Annotated in this window: 20 protein-coding genes; 6 read left to right on the top strand and 14 right to left on the bottom strand. The window is 45.5% G+C overall.

Going from position 1 to position 23,170, the window contains the following annotated elements; all coding sequences use genetic code 11:
- Positions 1-16: 16 nt before the first annotated feature.
- Entirely contained in the window at positions 17-3,238 is a 3,222-nt protein-coding gene (locus NC994_RS14220; RefSeq protein ID WP_190435778.1) for a HEAT repeat domain-containing protein, read from the bottom strand.
- 146 nt (positions 3,239-3,384) lie between these two features.
- On the opposite strand from NC994_RS14220, the gene NC994_RS14215 reads away from it, so the two are divergent.
- On the top strand, positions 3,385-3,642 hold the full coding sequence (locus NC994_RS14215; RefSeq protein ID WP_190435729.1) for a hypothetical protein: 258 nt from the start codon (positions 3,385-3,387) through the stop codon (positions 3,640-3,642).
- A 183-nt stretch (positions 3,643-3,825) separates the two neighbouring features.
- On the opposite strand, the gene NC994_RS14210 is transcribed toward NC994_RS14215, so the two are convergent.
- From NC994_RS14210 to NC994_RS14185, 6 genes are all read right to left on the bottom strand, one after another.
- Complete coding sequence (locus NC994_RS14210) at positions 3,826-5,145, bottom strand: 3-isopropylmalate dehydratase large subunit (RefSeq protein ID WP_190435726.1); 1,320 nt, start codon at positions 5,143-5,145, stop codon at positions 3,826-3,828.
- 448 nt (positions 5,146-5,593) lie between these two features.
- A complete protein-coding gene (nuoK, locus tag NC994_RS14205) occupies positions 5,594-5,905 on the bottom strand; it encodes an NADH-quinone oxidoreductase subunit NuoK (RefSeq protein ID WP_190413505.1) in 312 nt (103 codons plus the stop codon).
- A 15-nt stretch (positions 5,906-5,920) separates the two neighbouring features.
- A complete protein-coding gene (locus tag NC994_RS14200; protein WP_190413503.1) occupies positions 5,921-6,553 on the bottom strand; it encodes an NADH-quinone oxidoreductase subunit J in 633 nt (210 codons plus the stop codon).
- A gap of 93 nt (positions 6,554-6,646) precedes the next feature.
- A complete protein-coding gene (gene ndhI, locus NC994_RS14195) occupies positions 6,647-7,231 on the bottom strand; it encodes an NAD(P)H-quinone oxidoreductase subunit I (RefSeq protein ID WP_190435723.1) in 585 nt (194 codons plus the stop codon).
- Positions 7,232-7,326: 95 nt separating this feature from the next.
- On the bottom strand, positions 7,327-8,445 hold the full coding sequence (gene nuoH / locus NC994_RS14190) for an NADH-quinone oxidoreductase subunit NuoH (protein WP_190430307.1): 1,119 nt from the start codon (positions 8,443-8,445) through the stop codon (positions 7,327-7,329).
- A gap of 240 nt (positions 8,446-8,685) precedes the next feature.
- Positions 8,686-8,811, bottom strand: coding sequence for a DUF4351 domain-containing protein (locus NC994_RS14185; RefSeq protein WP_199292304.1), 126 nt, complete (start codon positions 8,809-8,811; stop codon positions 8,686-8,688).
- On the opposite strand from NC994_RS14185, the gene NC994_RS14180 reads away from it, so the two are divergent.
- Positions 8,764-9,006, top strand: coding sequence for a hypothetical protein (locus NC994_RS14180; RefSeq protein ID WP_190435786.1), 243 nt, complete (start codon positions 8,764-8,766; stop codon positions 9,004-9,006). The two genes, NC994_RS14185 and NC994_RS14180, sit on opposite strands and share 48 nt — an antisense overlap.
- Here the strand turns inward: NC994_RS14180 and NC994_RS14175 are convergent.
- The 3 genes from NC994_RS14175 to NC994_RS14165 all read right to left on the bottom strand — a co-directional run bounded on the left by NC994_RS14175 (position 8,982) and on the right by NC994_RS14165 (position 12,054).
- Positions 8,982-10,118, bottom strand: a complete 1,137-nt coding sequence (locus NC994_RS14175) for a citrate synthase (RefSeq protein WP_190435721.1) — start codon at positions 10,116-10,118, stop codon at positions 8,982-8,984. The two genes, NC994_RS14180 and NC994_RS14175, sit on opposite strands and share 25 nt — an antisense overlap.
- Positions 10,119-10,212: 94 nt before the next feature.
- The gene (gene sixA, locus NC994_RS14170; protein ID WP_190435718.1) at positions 10,213-10,704 is read right to left on the bottom strand and encodes a phosphohistidine phosphatase SixA; all 492 of its coding nucleotides are present in this window, start codon (positions 10,702-10,704) and stop codon (positions 10,213-10,215) included.
- Positions 10,705-10,761: 57 nt separating this feature from the next.
- Entirely contained in the window at positions 10,762-12,054 is a 1,293-nt protein-coding gene (locus tag NC994_RS14165; RefSeq protein ID WP_190413491.1) for a bifunctional oligoribonuclease/PAP phosphatase NrnA, read from the bottom strand.
- A gap of 3 nt (positions 12,055-12,057) precedes the next feature.
- On the opposite strand from NC994_RS14165, the gene NC994_RS14160 reads away from it, so the two are divergent.
- Entirely contained in the window at positions 12,058-12,300 is a 243-nt protein-coding gene (locus NC994_RS14160) for a hypothetical protein (RefSeq protein ID WP_190435715.1), read from the top strand.
- 220 nt (positions 12,301-12,520) lie between these two features.
- Here the strand turns inward: NC994_RS14160 and NC994_RS14155 are convergent, their stop codons facing one another.
- Positions 12,521-13,018: an HNH endonuclease gene (locus tag NC994_RS14155; protein WP_190413489.1), complete on the bottom strand. Its 498-nt coding sequence runs from the start codon at positions 13,016-13,018 to the stop codon at positions 12,521-12,523.
- A gap of 892 nt (positions 13,019-13,910) precedes the next feature.
- On the opposite strand from NC994_RS14155, the gene NC994_RS14150 reads away from it, so the two are divergent.
- On the top strand, positions 13,911-15,269 hold the full coding sequence (locus tag NC994_RS14150) for a hypothetical protein (RefSeq protein ID WP_190435712.1): 1,359 nt from the start codon (positions 13,911-13,913) through the stop codon (positions 15,267-15,269).
- A 405-nt stretch (positions 15,270-15,674) separates the two neighbouring features.
- On the opposite strand, the gene NC994_RS14145 is transcribed toward NC994_RS14150, so the two are convergent.
- Positions 15,675-17,348, bottom strand: coding sequence for a sodium:solute symporter family protein (locus tag NC994_RS14145; RefSeq protein WP_190435710.1), 1,674 nt, complete (start codon positions 17,346-17,348; stop codon positions 15,675-15,677).
- A gap of 8 nt (positions 17,349-17,356) precedes the next feature.
- Positions 17,357-17,611 (bottom strand): DUF4212 domain-containing protein, encoded by a 255-nt coding sequence (locus tag NC994_RS14140; RefSeq protein WP_190413482.1) that lies wholly within the window; start codon positions 17,609-17,611, stop codon positions 17,357-17,359.
- Between the two features lie 395 nt (positions 17,612-18,006).
- Here NC994_RS14140 and NC994_RS14135 point away from each other — a divergent pair, with 395 nt between their 5' ends.
- Positions 18,007-20,085, top strand: a complete 2,079-nt coding sequence (locus NC994_RS14135; protein ID WP_190435707.1) for a PAS domain-containing sensor histidine kinase — start codon at positions 18,007-18,009, stop codon at positions 20,083-20,085.
- Between the two features lie 74 nt (positions 20,086-20,159).
- Here the strand turns inward: NC994_RS14135 and NC994_RS14130 are convergent, their stop codons facing one another.
- Complete coding sequence (locus tag NC994_RS14130; protein WP_190435774.1) at positions 20,160-20,582, bottom strand: DUF2358 domain-containing protein; 423 nt, start codon at positions 20,580-20,582, stop codon at positions 20,160-20,162.
- Between the two features lie 481 nt (positions 20,583-21,063).
- Between NC994_RS14130 and NC994_RS14125 the strand changes: the two genes are divergently transcribed.
- Positions 21,064-22,947: a PAS domain S-box protein gene (locus NC994_RS14125; protein ID WP_347276944.1), complete on the top strand. Its 1,884-nt coding sequence runs from the start codon at positions 21,064-21,066 to the stop codon at positions 22,945-22,947.
- Positions 22,948-23,170: the final 223 nt, after the last annotated feature.

Raw genomic sequence — 23,170 nt, 5'->3', positions numbered from 1 at the left:
TGAAGATGCGATCGCTTTACTCGCAACTTTTACTCCAATTCTTTAGTTTCTCTGTAGCGAACTCGCGCACTTTCTCGTCTGGGTCATTGAGAGAGCGATCGCGCAACAGTGGTAGAGTCTGGGGATGGTTGGAATAATTTTTGATGATTATCTCAAGTGCTAATTGCCGAGGGTTGTCTTCCCAGCTGTCCTCACGCTCAAAGGGATCGTTGAGGGCGCGATCGCACAAAAATTCAAACATCCCAGGTTCATCTTTCCAACCACGGGCTAATTCTTGCACCGCCGCACGTCGTACATAGAACTTGTCATCCGCTTGCGCCCGTTGTTTGAGGATAGGTAAGGTATCCGGGTCATCTTTCCAACCACGGGCTAATTCTTCCACCGCCGCTTCTCGCACATTCCAAGTGTCATCCGTTTGCGCTCGTTGTTTGAGGATAGGTAAGGTATCTGGGTCATCTTTCCAACCACGGGCTAATTCTTGCACCGCCGCACGTCGCACAACAAAATCGTCATCCGTTTGCGCTCGTTGTTTGAGGATAGGTAAGGTATCTGGGTCGTCTTTCCAACCACGGGCTAATTCTTGCACCGCCGCACGTCGCACAAAAAAACTGCCATCCGCTTGCACCCCTTGTTTGAGAATAGGTAAGGTATCTGGGTCGTCTTTCCAACCACGGGCTAATTCTTGCACCGCCGCACGTCGCACAAAAAAACTGCTATCCGCTTGCGCCCGTTGTTTGAGAATAGGTAAGGTATCCGGGTCATCTTTCCAACCACGGGCTAATTCTTCCACCGCCGTACGTCGCACAAAATCGTCATCCGCTTGCACCCGTTGTTTGAGCCAAGCTAAGGTATCCGGGTCATCTTTCCAACCACGGGCTAATTCTTCCACCGCCGCACGTCGCACATTTGGATCGTCATCCGCTTGCGCCCGTTGTTTGAGCCAAGCTAAGGTATCTGGGTGATCTTTCCAAGTTGTGGCGACCGATGAAACGGCTTGAATGCGAATTTCACTAACCAAATCTGCCTCATCTTCATAGAATTCGTAACGGTAAGGTAGGTCATACTGCGTTAAGCCCTTCAGCTGATTGAGGAGTTGGTCAGATGTTGGTGTAATCAACGAGCGATGATTCCTCACTTCTAAAAGGCACTCTGCTGCTAAAAATAGATTGATAAACTTTTCATCCTCGCCCTTCTGCGCCATCAGATAATCTAAAATTTCGCCTGCAAATTTTGTATCAATCATTCCCGCAATCAGCCGCAGAACTTCATGCCAAATTTCATCCTGCCAATGCTTGCCAAAAACCTCAGTTTTCAACTGCTCCAATGAAAGATTGCGTTCCTTCTCAAATTGCCAGACAAACTCACTAGCACAGAAGTATTCTAAAAATGTCCGATGCACAAAAGCATAGGAATCGGCACCCAGGTAACACAAAATAAAATTGCGACTTCGCAGTTGTTCAATCAGCAATCTAGCAACAGTTCTCGGCTGATTGACTTCTGTACTTTTAAAAAAGCTAGTTAGAATCCTTTCTAAATCATCCCCCCGAATCAGATTGCCAGCCAAACCCTTATCTGCGGCTTGCATGTGGTAGGCAACCTGACGCAGTATTGCCTGCTTATCGTTATAGTCAATTGTTACCGAATCCATCCTCGGATTTTCTAGCAATTTCTGATCCACATCCCATTGATGCAGCAGTACTTCTGAAGCTTTTTTGTAAAGTCTTGGTCTATCTCTAGGCAATTCTTGCTTGCGGTTGAGTATTGCTATCATTGTCAATAGCAGGGGATTTCCCGCCAGTTCTCCAATCGCTGAAGAAGTCTCAATTGCCCTTTGCAGTCGTTCCCGCTTGCTAACTTTAAGTGCCTCATCCGTGAACGTTAATTCATGCCATCGATAGAGAAAATCCTCAATTTGTTCTAACTCTAAATCTTGCAGCATGAAGTGACGAAACTGGGCATCTCGCAACCGTTGCGGTTTATAGCCAATAGTGCGAGAAGTGACAATTATCCGCGCCTTCCGATAATCATTCGTGAAGCGATGAATATCAGTAATCACTTCCTCCCGTTTCGCCGGATCGAACACCTCATCCAACCCATCAAACATCACCAAAACTTTGCCAGCTTTTAGCCGTTCGTGGAGTTCATGTTGATTGAGGCGACAGACAATTCCACAGCCTTTGTGGAGGAATTCGAGAAAATCATTGCACTTTCCAGAGTCGCGATTGCGAATATAAGTCCGCAATTCAATCAGCAACGGAATCGGCTGTTCAATCACAGTATTGAGAGGCGTTATTGCCCAATTCAAAGCAATGTATTGCAACAATGTGGACTTCCCCGAACCCGGATCGCCCAAAATTACAAAATAGGGATAAGTTTGAGAGTCATTAATAATATCTAAAACTGAGCGAATTGGCTGTTGATAATAAACCTGTTTATATCGTTCCCACTCCTGGGGGTTAACGTCTGCTTCGAGTTGGTTACTCTCCCTCAGTCGTTTTTGATGCTCTTTAGGAATCTCGTAAACTTGGGGTAAATATTCCTGGCATTCGCGCACATTTTGTGCTATAAAAATTTCCCATACCTTGAGTTTTTCTCGATAGTCATAAACGCTCGAATCTAAACTATAACTATCTAAATTAAGATTGCTGTATCGCTCTTGCAGACCTTCCTGATATCGTTTTAAGTCAAATTCAGTAGAGATTCCAGCCAATTCTTTAGTATTTTGCTGAATAGCTTCTATATTTTTTGAGTCAAAGATAGCGCGTAATTCAGGCAATTCTCGAATAATAACGTTAACTTTTCTCCGGTACAGCTTGCCAACCAAATCCCAATCAAATTCCTCAGGTGGCAAAGGTGATAAATTAAGCTGATTCCAAGTTTGAGCTAAGGTTTTTGTATCTAAAGCTTGACAGTCCTCTTTAAAAGCGCTTCCCAGAATCTCTTTAACCGATTTATCTTTAATAAATTCCTTTAACGGTTTGGTATATTGCTGCAATTGCTCATCAGTAACGCCTGTATCTTTTAATTCATCCTGTACCAGTTGCAGAAATTCTTTGATAGCCTTACCAGCCGCAACCTGACGAGGGTCTTTTTCCCGTAGCACAACGTGTTTCAGCGAATCTTTGAAGAAATCTTTAGCAAAGTCTTTTGCTCCCTCCTTTGCCAAATCTTGCACAATGGGGTACACCAGACCCCCGACAGCTTGAGAAACTCCCCAGACCAATAACCAATCCACCATAATACTCGCATCTGCTGAATTCCGTAGACTACGAGTATAGCGAGTGCGTTGTCGCGATCGCCTTCTGCGTACAATCGAAAGCGCGATCGCGACAACCAATTAGTATGGAGTTGATATCAGATAATTTTGATGCCCAGAGGTTTTTTATGAACGAAAGCACCATTAACACGCAAGCGAATATCTCTGCTGAGTCCCCGTTATGGGAAGAACTTGCCGATGAAGCAGCCGCTACTTGCGTCGGAGGAAGTGTCTTGACGGATCTTTTAGGCGAATTGGATGATGCGATCGCATCATCGCCTTTTTCAGAAGAAGGTAGCCAGTTTGTTGAGGAAAATAGCGGGACTATTCAAGACATCTTTCAAGGTTGGATCAATTATATTGACCTGATTAACAGCCTGGGTTGAAGCCTCTAGCACTCTAGCAATTCTCTATGGGATGGAGTACATAGCCCCACCCCTGCCCCTCCTACAAAGGTCGAGCCATTCAATATTGCCCCTCTCCACGAATGTCGAGCCACTCAATATTGCCCCTCTCCGTGAACGGAGAGGGGTTGGAGGTGAGGTTCCGAATTCCCCTCTACTACTGCTTTACATAAAATCGCGAGGGTCAGTCACATATCCAGTCAACGCCGAAGCCGCAGCCGTATAAGGCGAAGCTAGATAAATCCCCGCCTCTTTATTGCCCATCCGACCGGGGAAATTGCGGTTAGTCGTAGAAACGCAAATTTCCGGCTCGTTCACGCGACCGAAAGTATCCTTGGGACCACCCAAACAAGCCGCGCAGGAAGGTGCCGCAGGCTCAATGCAACCAGCCGCCAAGAAAATCTCAGACAAAGTTTGCCCTTCGTACTTCTGGGTGAATAAGTCTTCGTAGACTTTCTGCGTTGCCGGTACTAAATAAGTAGGAACTTTCACCTGCTGTCCCTTAAGAATGCGGGCAGCGTACATAAAATCTGAGGTTTTGCCGCCAGTGCAGGAACCGATATAAACTCGGTCAATCTTGACATCCCGGCATTCCCGCGCCAAAGCACGATTATCTGGAGAATGGGGCTTTGCGACGACCGGCTCTAACTTAGAGACATCATAATGCCGATCCGAGTAGAAACGAGCATCAGCATCCGTATAAACTGGCTCGAAAAGCTTATCAGTCCGGGCGCGGACGTACTCAAACGTCGTTTCATCCGGGGCGACCGTGCCATTTTTGCCACCCGCCTCAATCGCCATATTACACAGCGTCATCCGGTCTTCCATCGACAGACCGTTAATGGTAGTACCGGCAAATTCCAGCGCCCGATACGTGGCTCCAGCAACCCCAATATCTCCAATGATTTGCAAGATCAGGTCTTTCGCCAACAGGTAATTCGGCATCTCGCCCTCAAAGACAAAGCGCATCGTCGCCGGGACTTTGATCAGCAGCTTGCCGGTGCCCATAATGAAACCAGCGTCCGTGTTGCCAATGCCGGTGGCGAACTGACCAAAAGCGCCCGCGTTACAGGTATGGGAATCGGTACCAAACAGCACTTCCCCAGGACGGGTGTGACCTTCTTGTGCTAGGGCAATGTGACAAACACCTTTGTAATCTGGATTGGCTTTAAAGTCGGCTCGGTCGGTGATGTCGTAGAAATATTTAATGTCTTGCTCTTTGGCAAAGTCGCGCAGAATATCAACGTTGCGGTTAGCGCGTTCGTCGGCAGTAAAAATGTAATGGTCTGGAATCAAAACAATCTTTTCTTTGTCCCAGACTTTGGCATCTGCGCCAAATTCGCGCTTGAATACCCCGATTGTACCGGGGCCACAAACGTCATGGGTCATTAACAAATCAACGTTAACCCAAATATTCTCCGCCGGTTCGACAATAGCCCGACCAGAGGCACGAGCCAAGATTTTTTCGGTGAGAGTCATCCCCATAGCTATTTTCCTCTTCCTTGCAAAGACGCGATCGCTTTTATTTGATAATGCCTATTTTCTCCAGCCCTCTGTCATTCTATAACAATGTATTTCAGACAACTAATACTAATGATAGATGTGGGCTGGATACCTAAAATGTTTAACTCTCAACCTTTCCACAATTTTAACCACTCAAATTTATCAGGCAAAACTAAAAATAAGGGTTCAACGTTACTGGAGATAAATCTGAAGATAAATATAAATCTTAAAAACGCTTGTAGATTCATCAATCTACATTTATATCCCTAAATATTAATCACTGATTTTTAGAACGTTGCGAGTAAGGAATAATGGGTAATTGGTATAGGTAAAAACTTTTCAGTTCTAGAGACGCGATTATCGCATCTAAATTTTGAATTCAAGAGTTTTCTTCAACTCAAAACACTCATTACCCATTACCCATTAACCATTACCACTTCAACAGATTAAATTGCTCCATGTCCACCGTCTCGCGGTTGCGATAGATTGATAGCACAATCGCCAAACCCACAGCGGCTTCAGCGGCTGCAACAGTAATCACAAAGACGGAAAAAACCTGACCTTTAATTTCTTGAGGATCGAGGAAATTAGAAAAAGCCATTAAATTCAGGTTTACAGAATTCAGCAGCAATTCAATCGACATCAGCACGCGAACAGCATTACGGCTGGTAATCAAGCCATAGATACCGATGCAGAAGAGGGCAGCGGCTAGCAGTAGAAAATACTGAAGTTCTAGGTGCATGAGTTTTCTTGGTTTCTATGTGTTGGTATCTGCGGGGAGTTTACCGCTTTCGGAGCCGACCGTCAAAAGTTCGCGAGGACGTTCCGGCAACGTTAACGAGGTTGGTTGAGTTAGCTGAGGTGAAATTTCTTCTGGAATATACTCACGACGTGCCAGAACAATTGCGCCCACCATTGCCATCAACAACAACACAGATGCCAACTCAAAAGGTAGCAAAAAGTCACTGAAGAAATGCAGACCAATCTGCACAATGCTACTTTCAATGGGAGTGGTCAAGACCGCTAAAGTCCAGGGAGTTCTGATCACCATCGTACCCAGAAGCCCAAACAAGCCAATACAGACCAAAGCCGTTGATGCTTGGCGAATCCAGCGATTGCGAATGGGTGCAAAATCTTCCCGCTTGTTTACCAGCATGATGGCAAACAAAATCAGGACGTTAATCGCTCCAACATAAATGAGAACCTGCGCCGCCGCTACAAAGTCTGCATTGAGAAGAAGATACAGCCCAGCGATGCTGACAAAAACTCCACCCAGTAAGAAGGCTGAGTAGACAATATTAGTAAACAGCACCACTCCTAAAGCTGAGCCAATCATCATCAGCGACAGCAGGCCAAACGAAACAATCTGAACGCCTTCAGCTAGATTCATTTTTGTCCTTTGTCAGTAGTCAATCGTTTATTTGTCATTCGTCATTCATCATTAGTTTTTTACAAGTGACTAATGACGAATGACAAATCACTTTTATTTTTCCGTTTGTTCCAGAATTTCCGCTGGAAGCTGACCGGGGCGACGGGAACCTTCTGGCAGGTCGTGCGGGTCCATGACGCCCTTGGGTAGGTAGACAAGTTCGCGCAGCGGCGTCACCATTGGGTCTTGCGTGACTTTGTACGGTAAACGACCCAGTGCCACGTTGTCAAAATTCAATTCGTGACGGTCGTAGGTGCTAAGCTCGTACTCTTCGGTCATTGACAGGCAATTGGTCGGGCAGTATTCCACGCAGTTGCCGCAAAAGATACAAACTCCGAAGTCGATGCTGTAGTGCTTGAGGAGTTTCTTTTTGCTTGCTTTGTCAAACTCCCAATCCACTACTGGCAGGTTGATGGGACAAACCCGCACGCAGACTTCGCAGGAAATGCACTTATCAAATTCAAAGTGAATTCGACCCCGGAAACGCTCGGAAGGAATGAGTTTTTCGTAGGGGTACTGCACGGTAATCGGACGCCGCCGCATATGGTCGAAGGTTACAGACAACCCTTGACCAATATATCGAGCCGCTTGGACGGTTTCTTTGGCGTAATCGCCAACTTGTTTGAGGAACTTAAGCATTGTTCTGTGTCTCTCTCTGATTAGAGAATCGGTTATTGGTGATTGTAGAAAAAGGTAATTTTTCCCACGACTTATTACCGATTACCGATTACCAATTACCCGCCAAAAGCAACGGGAAATGCTAATTTTAGGGCTGCGGTCAGTAGCAGGTTGACTAAAGACACTGGGAGCAGAAACTTCCACCCTAGATCGAGCAGTTGGTCAATGCGAACCCGTGGTACAGTCCAGCGCAGCAGAATCGCTATGAAAACGAGGAAGTAGGCTTTTAGGAGGGTCATGGTGATCCCCAGTGATGCATCAATCACCTGCAACCAGGGACTGGTTTCATTAACTCCTAGCCAGCCGCCTAACATTGAGAGGGGAATCGGAAATTCCCATCCGCCTAGATACAAGATTGCAACTAGCAGGGCAGAGAGGACGAGGTTGACGTAAGAGCCGATATAAAATAGACCGAATTTCATCCCGGCGTATTCGGTCTGATAACCGGCAACCAGTTCTTCTTCTGCTTCTGGCAGGTCAAAAGGGAGTCTTTCGCACTCTGCCAAAGCGGCAATCCAAAAGATGAGGAAACCTACGGGTTGCCGCCAGACGTTCCAGCTGAGGACGCCGTAGCCAGATTGCTGTTCTACGATGTCGATGGTGCTAAGACTGTTGGACATCATCGCGATCGCAAGTACGGAAAGCGCTAGGGGAATTTCGTAACTAATCGACTGCGCTGCCGCCCTTAAACCCCCTAGTAGGGAATACTTGTTGTTTGAAGAATAACCGGACATCAGCAAGCCAATCGGCTGAATGCTGGAGAGGGCAATCCACAAAAAGACGCCCATTCCGACGTTAGAGATTACCAGGTTTTGCCCAAACGGCACAATCAGGAAGGACAAAAACACTGGGATGACGACGATGATTGGGCCTAGCGTGAATAGCAAGCGGTCGGTCTTGGCTGGGACAATATCTTCTTTGAAAACCAGCTTTAGACCATCGGCGACCGGCTGCAAAACACCCAGTGGTCCTGCGAATTCTGGCCCAATTCGCTGCTGAGCCGCAGCAGAAATCTTCCGCTCCAGCCAGACGACCACTAGCACCCCTACGGTAGCACCAATAATCATCAGAAACATCGGCAGCGGCATCCAAATGGCTTTGGCGGCACCTGCTGGGATGCCCAGATCCCTGAGGGATTGGATAAAAGTTCCTTGTAGGTCAATACCTGGGTTCATGTTTCCCGAACGAAGTAATTACTAGGACAATTCGAGACAAGATGTATCGAATCAATCTATCTGTTCTTTTGTGAAGATTTTTTTCAGCTACACAGCCTAGTATATCGTTGGAGCGCATCCAGCCCAGCGCAGCAAATAAGAAATTCTACTTATCCTTAAGTTAAAGTTTTCTGTGGTCAGGAAGAAGGGAGGCGCGATCGCTTGTTGTGGCGGGTGAAAGTGCGATCGCCTGTGTAATTATCACTGATACTGCTCGAACCAGACGGCTAAATCCGTCGGTGCCGTAAAATCCAACAGCGCCTCACCCAACTCCTCTAATTGAGCGATGGGTATCTGTTGAATCCGGCTCTTGCATCTGTTGGTCAACTGAGGCAACTAATCCCTACGAAGGTCAACCAATTAACAGTAAGCTTCCCCATCTACCCCCAATTTTCGGAACCAGCGATCGCTCCTCCCGTCTCCGCCACAAAAAAGCGCGATCGCTTCTCTATACAATTTTTGTCGGAAGCGATCGCGTTTTTTCGGGTTCTAGATGACTATCGTTGTTCTATAGAAATGTAGCCAGCTTCGCGAGAACCTTTATAAATTTGAGTCGGACGATAGATGCGGTTTTCTCCTAGCTGTTCCTTCCAGTGAGCCAGCCAACCAGCAACACGAGCGATCGCAAACACGGGTGTAAACAAATCTGTAGGAATGCCCATCTTTCGGTAAACCAGACCCGAATAGAAATCCACGTTTGGATAAATTCCTTTTTCGCCTAATTTTTCCTCTACCGCCCGTTCCAACTCCACAGCAATGTCGTAATACTTATCGTGACCAAATTTCTCAAACAGTTGTTCTGCCAAGTTTTGGAGAATTGTCGCTCGCGGGTCTTTCACTTTGTAGACGCGATGACCAAAGCCCATAATTTTCGCTTTGCGCTGTAAGGCATCCTCTAGCCACGCAGTAACATTTGCCACTGAGCCAATTTCTTCTAACATGGTGATGACTTCTTCATTCGCCCCTCCATGCAATGGCCCTGCCAAAGTTCCCACCGCTGAGGCAACGACTGCGTAGGGGTCGGTCAGGGTTGAAGCCGTCACCCGTGCCGAGAAGGTAGAAGCGTTCATCGTATGTTCTGCATGAAGCGTCAAGCAGACATCGAAAATCCGCGCCGCGAGGGGGTCGGGTTCCCGCTCGTTCAGCATATACAAGAAGTTGGCAGAATAGTCCAAATCATCGCGAGGGCGCACGGGGTCGTTGCCTTTCCGCATCAGTTGGAAAGCTGCCACCATTGTGGGAATTTTGGCTAAGAGACGCACCACCGCTTCCCGAATGTAAGCAGGGTTATCTAAAGCGCGACGGGAGTAAAACAAACCCAAAGCAGCGGCAGAAGCTTGCAGCGCATCCATTGGATGCCCGGTTTCCGGAAAACACTTCATCATGTCCCGGATGCGATATTTGATCCGCCGATGATAGCGAATTTCACTTTCAAAGGCCTCAAGTTCTTCCTTCGTGGGGAGCGTACCCCAAATTAATAAATACGACGTTTCCAGGAAGGTACTCTTTTCTGCGAGGTCTTCGATGCGAATGCCGCGATATTCTAGTATTCCCTGTTTTCCATCGACATAGCTGATACTGGATTGGGCAGCGGGAATGCCTTCTAAACCTGGTTTATACTCGCAGACAGTCATGTTGCTACGGATTGGGTGAGGGGAACATACTCAAGTTACCTTACCAGAAACCGTTTTTGTAGTCGCTAGTTTTACCAGAATTTCTAAACGGGGATTACAACAGCCACTTGGGTGAGGAAAGCAAAAACATCTGGCTATGACCCACGGGAGACTGAGTTTCTGGAAGGCTTAATCCAATCATGCCTGCTTTTTTCAAAATTAGCGCTTCTTGGGTATCGCCCCACACCAAAATTTCTGCCCAATTTCCCAAGTTAGGTTGATGACCTACTAGGGCTAATTGAGATCCACCCGCTCGCCGCCATTCCTCTAACCATCTCAGCCAAGCTTGGATGCCACCCCCAGGAGCTAGGTCGATTGATTCTTCTAGATGGGGACACAAACCGGCGGCGACGAGAATTTTGGCGGTTTGGCGTGCCCTCACCAAGGGACTGGTGAGGATCAGGTCGAAGCGCACACCGATTTCATCCAGTCGTTTTGCTACTTTAGCGGTTTTCTTGCGTCCCTCATGGGTCAGCGATCGCGCTTCATCTTTGACGTCCTCAGATGGCTCGGCGGCGATTCCGTGGCGGATCAAATAAAGTTTCATAGGTTAATTGCTGATGGAAGAATGGAAGAGTCGCAATTTCCATTCTTCCACTCGCTTTTACTCCCCATGAAGCAGATGGTCTTTTGGGTTGACCAACCGAAGCAGCTTTTGCTTGATTTGGGTGTCAAAAACTTCCCATTTCATCTTGGCGTACTCAGAATTTTCATTGAAGCCGCCCAAGAACCCCATCGGAATTTCAAAGCCACCTGCGGAAAGTCGTCCGCCGCCAAAAAAGCGTCCTTGATTGTCTTGCCCAAAGGCTTCTTTGATAAACTCGTCAGGGTCGAGAGTCAGCTTGCTGGTTCTCAGGGAGCCAATTACGACTTCCAATTCTTCGTCTTCGTCGTGGACGATTCCGTAGACGACAGCCGTGTGGACGTTTTCTTCTGTCACGAGAAAGTCTGCCGCTTGGGGGATGGCATCCCGATCTTCATAGCGAAGATAACCAACACCAGCGATAGAGAAGTTATTTTGGACAGTGCGGTTGGTTAGCGATCGCTCGATTACATCCATCACCCGTTTTGAGCGATACGCCTGCAAGACTGCATTCAGCAGCTGGGCGTCATAAAAACGGCTGAGATACCCCGCAGCTAGAAAATCCTCTTCCTGAGCTTGCATCAGCCGGTTCGTGTCTGACCTCAGACCATGCATCAGTGCTGTCGCACATTTTACGTGTTCGCCAATACCGCTATCCAGCTTGAGTAGCCCTCCTTGGAGGTACTGGGTTAAAATCGTCGCTGTAGCTCGTGTAGAAGGGCGAATATCCGTAAATTCAGCATGAAGTTCCGTCTGTATACTGTGATGGTCAATCACAACCGTAATCGGGATTCCTGCCTTTTGTACCCAAGGCAGCAATTGACAGGTCGTGCCCTGGTTATCAATCAGAACACAACCCTGATACACCGACAAGTCCTTCTCCTTCTCCTTCAGGCACTGGACGCCCAAGCGTTTTGCGGGTAAGCCTGTAAGTTTAACCAAAGCAATATTTTCTTGGTGGCTGAGAGTGCCAGCGTACACAATTTCGCATTGGATGTTGTACTGCTTGGCAATCAGTTGATACGCCCAAGCACCCGAAAGGGCATCCGGGTCGGGGAAATCTTGCAAAATTACCAGATGGCGATCGCCCCGGTGACGCTCTAAAGTCTGTCGTAGCGATTCCACGATTCTTTCCAGTGGGGGTTCGCTAGACCCTCTAGCTGAATAATTACCAGATCCATTCACTGTCTGTGTGGGAGCCGCCTCTGTTAGTTGAATTTCAACCACAGATTCCGAATCTGGCTTGGTGTCTATAGGCTTTGACTCGGCGGCGATTGGAGAACCATTGAGAGGCTTGAGCAAATTAGATCGCATATTATGGATAATGCAGGTGTGCAAAGCTATAAAATTAGTATTCCAGTTGCTGCAACAGTCTCTCTCCTCACGCTTCCTGCCAAGTATTTGACAGATTCACTCAATCGCCCAAAGGGCAGAAAAAAGCGCAGTACAGAAACCCTTGTAAATGCCGCGAAAGCTCGCCTCTTTACTGCGAAAACAGGTTTCCAGAGACGCCGTGATTACGCTTGTCTTGATATAGAGCTACCTATTCATAGATCTTGACAAAAAAACTGGCAAACGACACTCCCCCTGCGGTCGCGTTTTCCGGTCTTGACCTTTTACAGTTGCGCTCTTGCTCTTTCATGGCTACCGATTGGCAATGAGGGGTTCAGGAAGAGTGCAATATTCCTCAGCCCCCAGTCGTAGGGGCACTACCCGTGTTCGCCAGTCCCTTAACTAGCCAAATTTTAAAACCCCCCGCAGTTGATTTAAATGCAGGGGGCTAAAGGCCGATCACATATTTTTTCCACTCCTGATGCGTACCACTTTTGAGGTGTTTCGCAACTTCAAAGTGCAGACTACTGTAAGGCTTGCGAGGCGGCTGCCGCAAAATCATGTTGGCTTCCTTGGGGGTGCGGCTGCCTTTATTGACATTGCAGCGCACGCAAGCGGTGACAATGTTTTCCCAGGTATCGCCGCCGCCACGAGAGCGGGGAATTACATGATCGAGCGTTAAATCGTCCCCGGTATAACCGCAATATTGACAAGAATGACTATCGCGGTGGAGGATATTTCGACGAGTCAGGGGAATTTCCTTATAAGGAACCCGGACATAGTAGCGCAGCCGAATAACCGTCGGGAGTGGAAACTCTGAGTAGACGTATTTGCCGTTGTGTTCAACCCGCTCTGCTTTCCCTTTGATCAACAAGACAGCAGCCCGCCGCCAGCTGGTGATGTTGAGCGGTTCATAAGAGGCGTTTAACACCAGAACCTTGCCCATAGGGTGATTGAGATATTGAGAAGATTTTTCCAGATGGTAACACAGTTAACCCAAACGCTGTCAGGGTCAAGAGATAGAGAGGGAGTAGGAGAGCATTCCTGTTTTCATTCAAACCTCAGACCTCACTCCTCAGCCTGCCGATTTCAGACCTCAACACTGCTATACGACAGCTTCTAACAGTTCTCTTAAGAGAAAACTATAGTTGAATAACACTTAAATTTTGTCTTTGAGTCCCGAAAATGCTTCTTCAACATTCCGTCTTTACATTAACTTTTTCTAATCGTTGCTATAAACGTGACTTATCCTTTAAATTAATTTTTTTTAAAGATAAAAAATCAATTTAAAAATATAAAAACTAATAACTGTATCAATAGATTTTTCAAGCGTTCTCTTATCGCAATCCTAATTTCAGTTGGAAGATGCCAGCCTTTCAGAACTCCGGCTGCTATAGGAAGTCGGGATTTTTTTTGCTTTGACGTTGCATGAAATTAGGCGAGCAATGCCTACCTGCCATACTTTTCGGGCACCCTGTTAAGATAGTACGGTTTCTAGGGGTAAAGAGATTGGTAGTTCTATGGTCATTGCCTTTGACATACTTTGACATAGATGATACCCCGCGCCTTAATCAGATGAAAGAGCATACTACTCAGCATTCACCCGCTTCTTGATGTAGGCTGAGAAGTCCTGTACGGGCGGCAATCATGCTAAAAAGCGCGCTGTGTACAAACTTGCTACCCGCATGAATGTGACGTCTGCGTGACAGGCGTCACATTCATGCAGTATCCAGCCTCACTAAGTCATGAGGCGACTATCATACGCTATCAAGGTTTTCAATCACCAAATCCTCTAAAGAAAAAGTTTACATTTAGAATAAAGAATTCTCGATAGCGCAATGCAAGTTCAAGCAACCAGTAAGCACTCAAGAGTTCTTAAGACATCCACACTTAAGGATGTCTTATTAGATACTCATCAGACTGAACCACTCATTAATTCAAACAAGCTGGTGCCGAAGATTCCAGATCCTCAGGAAATAATTTGTCAGTTTTTTTTGGACATTGTTAAACAATGGGCACCAGATTTAGTTCTGTATGAGTTTAAAACTTTATTTATTAATCCAGTCAAGGCGATTGGTTCAGCACATCTGCAAGCACTTAAAACAATTGTTGATTCTAAAAGTGAAGAAGAATTTAAAAATACATTAAAGCGTTCTTGTTATATTCTTCTCAATAACTGGATATTGGCTCGCCACTACCAAGCCTTAAAAGATTTAATTCAATTAATTTCTAATTCTGCTAACTGTGATAGCATCTCATCTCCAAGTGTAAAATGTCTAAAGGCTTGGCTTGCAGATTTCGTTAATAGCCAAGATTATGAGGAACTTAAGCTATTTGTTTCTAGATATGAAAATCGAGAGCAAGACCATTGGAAGAGCCGTTATACATCTTATTTGTTAGCGCCTCAGTATGTTAATAAGAAAAATTCTGAAGAACAACGCCAAGCTGCTAAAGGCTTATCAAAGCAGTTGAAAGACCAGTTTAAGTTTGATCTGGCAATGTATACAGCTCATTCTGAGTCTAGGGGATTTAACAATAAGAAAAACCAAAATCCTACGGCTTTGGGCGATCAAGCACTCCGTTTAGTTAAAAAAGTTATCGCCAGACGCGGAATGTTTAGCTATGAAAACATTGCAAATATTTTTTTAAAACAAACCAAAGAATTGAAATACAAGCATTTTAAACAAGGCTTGCTAAAATATTTATTTTATTCGACTGAAAGTCAAGGTCAGGTAGAGACTTTAAAAACTAATTTGTGGAAAATATTAGAATTTATCTATAAAGAGGCTGATGAAGAAGAGATCAATAGCCTTCTGCTGATTAAAACCTGTAAACGGGTAATTGAATGTTTAACGATCAAGAATAATGGAGAACCTTCTTCTCTGTTCGTTTCATTAGCTTCTGAAGGAAAATCGGTTACTCTAGCAATCCTACTGCTGAAAATTATTCTAATTTGTCCTCCCACTCGGACTCATTTAGAAGTTTGTTTGGCTAAATTGATTCAATACTATGAAGAATATTCGCAAGAAGAATGCTCTTGGGTGATTAACTTTTTAGAAGTAATCAGAATTACTTTAACAATTTATACAGAAAATGTTCAATTCGATTTAGTAAATATGGAGGAGGATAGCCTCTCTCCGTCGGATAGTATGGATGGGAAGGGTTATCGAGTTTTCTCTCGGAAGTATCGGAAATAAACGGAAACTTGGTAGTGGCTCTAGAGGGCTACCTGTTTAAAGCGGGATGGTGGAACTTACTTCAATACTAATTTTTCCTTGTGATGCTAGCCATCAGAAATCCCAACCTTCTTCACAAGGGAGCAAAAAGAAAATCGTAAGTGTAGCGCCAGTAAAATGAATGGGTATAAGTTGGTAAACCTGTAGAGCTAGCGTTAGTAGACCTGTAGAGCGATCGCATCTATGTAGCGGGTCTCAAAAAATTACTCCACCAGCCTACAAAAAAGGGGCGATTGATGAATCACCCCTACCTGTGTGTTGATTTATACCATTTTGTTGTAGATCTGCCGCTTGTGCCAATTTTGAAGTTATGTTGCGGCGCTTGTTTGGTCGTCCCAACCCCTAAATCTAAAATCCAAACGAGGATTAATGGCTTGACGAAGCGACTGGTTCCCCACCTGGCGTGCGTAACTCTTCCACCATTTCCTGTATTTCCAGCGGCGGTGGCGGAGTTAGACGCGAAACAACCCAGGTGACAACAAAATTGATCGCCATGCCCAAGGTGCCAATTCCCTCAGCAGAAACGCCGAAAAACCAGGGTGGCATCCCATAAAATTTGACACCCGCAATGTAGGAAATGGTAAAGATAAGACCGACTAACATCCCGGCGATCGCGCCTTCCCGATTTGTCCGTTTGTCGAAGATACCTAAAATGATGACTGGGAAAAAGCTGGCTGCGGCTAAACCAAAGGCAAAAGCCACCACCTGCGCCACAAAACCGGGGGGATTGATGCCGAAGTATCCGGCAATTGCGATCGCAAACCCGACCATAATTCGACCCACCATTACCCGTAGCGATTCTGACGCACCGGGATTAATGATGCGGTAGTAGATATCGTGAGCAACCGCACTGGAGATTACCAAAAGCAAGCCGGATGCCGTAGATAGCGCCGCCGCTAATCCTCCCGTCGCCACCAAGCCGATCACCCAAGGAGCGAGTTTTGCCACCTCCGGTGTTGAGAGAACGATAATATCCGGATCGATGCCGATCTCGCTGGTGGCTTTATCGGGCGTTAGCTGAATCCGCCCATCCCCGTTCTTATCTTCAAAGGTAAGCAGCTTGGTATTTTCCCACTTGTTCACCCAGTCGAGTTGATGAATTTCCTGAATCGTCTGGTTGTGCAAACTGTCGATCAGGTTATAACGGGCAAACGTTGCAAGTGCAGGAGCGCTCGTGTAGAGTATCGCGATAAATAGCAGCGCCCAACCCGCTGAGTAACGCGCCGCACGGACATCAGGAACTGTGTAAAAGCGCACGATGACATGAGGCAGTCCCGCCGTTCCCACCATCAAAGCAATGGTAGTAAACAAAACATCCAGCATCGACTTGTTGACAAACGGTTTGGTGTATTCCTGAAAACCGAGGTCAACCTGGATTTGGTTTAATTTCGGGACAATATCGCTAAAAGGGAACGCCAGTTGGGGGATCGGGTTGCCGGTGAGCAGCATGGCGATCGCGATCGCGGGAATCAAGTAGGCAATAATCAACACGCCGTACTGTGCCACCTGAGTCCAGGTAATCCCCTTCATTCCCCCTAAAACGGAGAAAAAGCCGACAATCACCATCCCAATGATCACGCCAGTGCTTACATCCACCTGCAAGAAGCGGCTGAACACAATTCCCACTCCCCGCATCTGTCCAGCGACGTAGGTCATGGAAACAAAAACTGCCGCCACAACTGCCACTAAACGGGCGACATTGGAGTAATAGCGATCGCCCACAAAGTCCGGCACCGTATATTTACCGAACTTTCGCAAATAGGGAGCCAGCAACAACGCTAGCAGAACATAGCCACCCGTCCAACCCATCAGATAGATCGAGCCGTCGTAACCCAAGAAGGAAATCAACCCTGCCATTGAGATAAACGACGCCGCCGACATCCAATCTGCTGCTGTTGCTGCACCGTTGGCGATGGGTGGGACTCCACGTCCCGCCACGAAAAAGCCTGCACTTTCTTTAACGCGTGACTGCCAACCGATGTAGAGGTACCCAATGAAAGAAAGACTAACCAATAAAATAGTCCAGATTTCAACTGACATTCTTTCCCTCACTCATCGATATCGTATTTGCGATCGAGCTTGTCCATCTGCACGGCGTAGATGAAAATCAGCCCTACAAAGACAAAAATAGAACCCTGCTGTGCCATCCAAAAGCCGAGAGGAACGTTACCAAAACGCACCGCATTCAATGGCTCAACTAACAGAATGCTAAAAACGAGGGATACTAGCGCCCAAACGATCAAAAGATTCCGAATTAAAGCAGTATTGGCTCGCCAGTAAGCCTGACGTTTATCTTGATGCATAGATTTTTGCGGTTGCCAGAACCTCAAAAGAGAATAACTTGATTAGATTATCAGGAGTGGACGCGATCGCGCTCTTTTGATGCAGCCACCTAGCAGCGAAACATCTCGTAAAACTAAACGTAAAATCCCGGAGGGAGATAACTTCAGTTCCTACAAAATCCGGGTTTTTGAAGATTTACACTTACATGCTCAGCGTATACCGCAATGCTTCAGCTTCTTAAACTTAGGAAGTGGCAGAAAATCCGCGATCGCTTCCGAGTAAATACATAAATTGGGATTCTAAAAACAAAATGCAAAATTTTGTAAGAATTGGGATGAATACTCTGCATTATTTGTCGGAAGCGATGGGAATACTAATAAAAGATAACGGGGAGTAAACATCCAAGAGGGCTACTGTGAACAATCCCAAGCATCCAAGCGAACCGACTGAGCCGCTGGCGAAAGCAGAGTCCGAACTCAATGCATTTTTTAACCTGTCCCTCGATCTCTTAGGCATTTGCGGGCAAGATAGGTACTTCCAGAAACTCAACCCCGCCTGGGAGAGCGTTTTGGGCTGGACGCTGGAAGAATTGATGTCGCGCCCTTGGATTGAATTTGTCCATCCAGATGATGTTAATGCAACGCTAACCGCATCCGGAGAATCTGCTGACAATGCGATCGCTCATTTTGAAAATCGCTATCTCTGCCAGGATGGCAGCTATCGATGGCTGTCTTGGAGAACGTTACCGCATCAAAATGGATGCTTCTATGCAGTTGCCAAAGATATCACCGAGCATAAAGCCGTTGAGTTAGAACTACAACAACTCACCGCCCAAGTTAAGCAACAATCCACAAACCTCGACCAAATTCTCTCAGCTTCTCCAGATCAGATTTATCTGATCGATAGAGCGGGAAAATATGCCGATACTAGCGTTGCAGGTGCCAAGGCACTGGGGTTCCAGCGTAGTGACATAGTGGGGAAGACATGGCAAGAACTCGGCTTGCAACCGGAAAATATGGGGTCAATTGAAGCGCACCATCAGACAGTATTTTCTACTGGGCAACCGATGACTGGCGAAGCTTACCTTCCCGCCATCGAGGGTTTCAGGCACTACGAGTACAATATCACCCCCATCCATAATCCAGATGCCAGTGTGGATGCAATCCTCAGCACTGTCAGAGATATTACCAGTCAAAAGTGGGCAGCCGCCGCCCTAAAAGAAGCCAACGAAGAACTAGAAAAGAGAGTAGAAGAGCGTACAGCAGAATTACAACAGGTCAACGAGCAACTCCGGGACGAAATTAGCCAAAGCCTGCGACACGCTGCGCTAAGCCAGCGTGCAGAAGCAGCACGGCGCGAGAGCGAAGAAAGATTTCGTCGAGTTTTTGATGATGCTCCTATCGGTATCACCTTAGTCAGAAAACCTGACTATCGGTTTTTCATGGTAAATCGAGCCTTTTGTGAAATTTTGGGTTACACGGAGTCAGAACTGACAAACCTTGACCTTTTTGATATTAACCATCCTGAAGATTTGGAAATAGAAACGCCTTATCTCAAGCAAATCATTCAGGGAGACATAGACAGCTATCAGCTTGAGAAACGTTATATCAAGAAAAACCAAGAAATTTGCTGGGTGAAGTTAACGGTAACGGTAATCCGGAATGAAATTGGAGAAATCCTCTATGAATTAGGCATGGTTGAAGACATCACCGAGCGGAAACGAGCTGATGCTGAAATACGGAATGCGATGGAAAAAGAACGGGAACTCTGCGAACTGCGTTCTCGCTTTGTTACCACCGTATCCCACGAATTTCGCACCCCGTTGAGCATCATCATTCTATCTGCCAGATTACTAGAACGTTTCCCACATCAAGCAAGTGAAGAAAAAAAACGCGAGTATTTTGCTCGCATTCAAGCAGCTGCCAAGAATATGACCCATCTATTAGATGATGTGTTGTTTATTGGTAAAGCCGAAGCCAAGAAGCTTGCCTTTAATCCAGCACCTTTAGATTTAGAAAAGTTCTGTCACGACCTCGTGGAAGATATCCAAGTGACAATTAGCAAGCAACACGCGATCGCTTTCGCTTGTCAAGGTCAAAGTACCCATTTTTGTATGGATGAAAAGTTGCTTCGGCAAATTTTTACGAATTTGCTTTCAAATGCCATCAAGTATTCCCCGAAAGGCGGCAATATTCAGTTCGACTTAGTTTGCGAACAAGGAACAGCACTTTTTTCCATCCGAGATAAAGGAATCGGCATTCCTCCCGAAGCCAGAACACGGTTATTTGAATCTTTTCATCGAGCTGATAATGTGGGGACGATTCCGGGTACTGGATTAGGACTTTCTATCGTAAAAAATTGTGTAGATTTACACGGTGGAAAAATTTCAGTAAACAGTGAAATTGGAGTGGGAACAACCTTTGCTGTTACGCTTTATTCAAGTAATTGTGGCTCTAAAGTAGAGGCAATTAATTCTCTCGTTCAAGCTTCATAAAATCTATAAATTATTTTTATCAAAATAATTTATAAAATCAAGGCATTCATTTAAATTTGAGCTTAGATATTTCCTCACTTTTCTAGGAACTGCTTCAAAATCTCGCTGGGTTTGCGATCCCATGTATCTATGTGATTGTAAATTAAACCATCTTTATTAAGTTTATACGTAGAGTAGCCATTAAAAAATAGGCGAGGTTTCCACGGAAGGCGCAAAACACCGCGTACAGTCCAATTCGCCCTAATCGTCTCTTCGTCTATCTGCGCTACATCATGAAGATCGAAAAATATTTCTGTAAAAAATAGCTGTGCGTGAAATCGCAGCGTCCAAAAGATAATCCGATAGTTGAATTTCCATTTAAATTTATTCACTGGATCTTCAAAATAGATATCCTGTGTATAAATGTCGTAGGAAATATCTCTTTCAAAAAGCATGGGTAGATCATTTTTAAGCGTTTCCACCACTTGTTCTACTTGTAATTGATATTCCACCCGCATTCTCTCCTCAACCAGCGGCACAGTGATGATTTTAGCGGCTTTTTAACTTCTTTTTTTGCAGAAAACCGGATTCTAGACCATCTGCGATTTTACATCGATTTTCATCGATTGCTTCTTGTCTATGGATGCGATCGCTTACAAAGTAATAAAAGATCCGAAATTTTACAGTAGACGGTATCTCCAGCTAATGCTGTGTCAGGGGGTTAGCGACAAAGATTTCTAGTCAAAAGTCTTCTGCCTAAAAATAAACTGATAGTTGCTGTCTAGATGACCTGCTAGCTATCCGTAATTTCTCTGAAATCTGTCGATTAACACATAAATAGTCAAAGTCGATTGTTTGCACAAATTGTAAGCAAATTGTTACCTTATTCATGAAAATCAACAAATATATGAAATATTCCAAGATAAGATACAAATTGAATATTAAATGTAAAAACTATTACAGCCATAAATCTTGATGCTAAAATTTGTGCAAAATTTTTTGTCAAAAGATTTTATTCCCCACGGGCATTGTTACCTGTGGAAGCCTGGATTAGTGTGGCTGCACATTACATCTGATATTTTGATCGCAGTCGCTTATTATTCGATTCCAATCATGCTGGTATATTTTGTCTCCAAAAGGCGAGATATGCCCTTTTATGGGATATTCCTGTTGTTTGGAACGTTCATTGTTGCGTGCGGTACGACGCATCTAGCAGAGGTGGCGACGCTGTGGCATCCGTATTATTGGTTATCAGGATTCTTGAAAGCCTTTACGGCTGGGGTTTCTGTGTATACGGCGTTGATGCTAATGCCCTTAATTCCTCAAGCACTTGCATTTCCTAGTCCAGCGCTATTGGAAACTGCCAACAACACACTAGAAAAGGAAATTGCCGAGCGCCAAGCCACTGAAGAAGAACTACGAAAACTCACATTAGAGTTAGAAAGACGAGTTGAAGAAAGGACTGCGGCGCTACAATCTGCCAACATCTTGTTACAACAGGAAATTGTCGAACGCCAGCAGACAGAAGCGGCGTTACGGGAAAGCGAAGCGCAATATCGTCGCATTGTCGAAACCACGACTGAGGGAATCTGGGTTCTCGACACCGCAGGCAATACATCTTTTGCGAACAATCAGATGGCCCAAATGCTAGGCTATACCATCCCTGAGATGCTAGGTCAGACTTTATTTGCATTCATGGATGAAGAAGGTCAGGCGATCGCGATCGCTCAGATGGAACGTCGCCGCCAAGGAATTAAAGAACAACATGACTTTAAATTCACCCGTAAAGATGGCTGTAACTTGTGGGCGATTGTTGCTACAAATCCCATCTTCGATCAAACAGGACAATACATCGGTGTCTTAGGAATGATTACCGACATTACCGAACGTAAAGCCGCCGAGGAAGCCTTACGGCAATCGGAAGCGCAATTGAGACAACAAACAAACCAGCTAGAACAAGCTTTTCGAGAACTTCAACAAACCCAAGCGAAGCTCGTTCAGAGCGAAAAAATGTCCAGTTTGGGGCAGTTAGTCGCCGGAGTTGCTCACGAAATTAATAACCCAGTCAACTTCATCTACGGTAATATCACCCACATCAGCGACTATACTCAGGAACTGCTCAACCTGCTGTCCCTCTACGAGAAACACTATCCTCATCCGGTTCCTGAAATTCAAGCCCTTCTAGAGATGAGCGATTTCCAATTTATGAAGAACGACCTCCCAAAGCTGCTGGCATCGATCAAGGTGGGGGCAGAACGCATCCGTCAAATTGTCTTGTCGCTGCGAAACTTCTCTCGACTGGATGAAGCGGAAATGAAAAGCGTTGATATTCATGAGGGAATTGAAAACACTTTGCTGATTTTGCAGCATCGCTTGAAACAAGTCGGAGGCACTTTAGGCATTCAACTGGTCAAAGAGTATGGCAAGTTGCCGCTAGTCGAGTGCTACCCAGGTCAGCTCAACCAAGTGTTTATGAATATTCTCAGCAATGCAATTGATGCCCTCGAAGAGGCAATCGGGAATGGGTCATGGGTTGTGAATCATGGGGAAGAAAGTACCCATGAACAATTACCTACGATTCGGATTCATACTCAAATGCTAAACACCAATCAGGTAGCAATCTACATCGCTGATAACGGCCCTGGTATGAGTCAAGAGGTGCAGCAACGAGTGTTCGATCCGTTCTTTACCACAAAAAGCATCGGCAAAGGCACGGGGTTGGGGTTATCCATTAGTTATCAGATTGTAGAAAAACACGGTGGTCAATTAAAATGTATTTCCGCAGCGGGACAAGGGGTAGAATTTACCATCGAAATTCCAATTCACCAGACCAGTCGGCAGCCTGCTTTTGTGAAGCCATCTGCCCTGTGTTTAGATCCGTAGAAATCCTGAAGAAATAGGAAACTCTCTGCTGGAAACAAGAGAACACCCGTATTTTCCCGGTTCCCAAATTTTGTAATTGCTCCAGATGTAATGAAAAAACTTAAATGATGGGCATTTTTTATATCGATAAAATTGTAAATAAATTAATTTCATCCAGAATCTCTGTAATCTCATATACAGACTAACTTTCTACGTCTAAAAATTAATAAGATTAAAAACTTCT

Origin of the sequence: Trichocoleus sp. AS-A1 (genome assembly GCF_039962015.1) — a bacterium.
In the GTDB taxonomy this organism is placed as follows: domain Bacteria; phylum Cyanobacteriota; class Cyanobacteriia; order Cyanobacteriales; family FACHB-T130; genus FACHB-T130.
The sequence above is the reverse complement of the archived record's forward strand: the minus strand, read 5'-3'. Positions and strand labels throughout refer to the sequence as shown.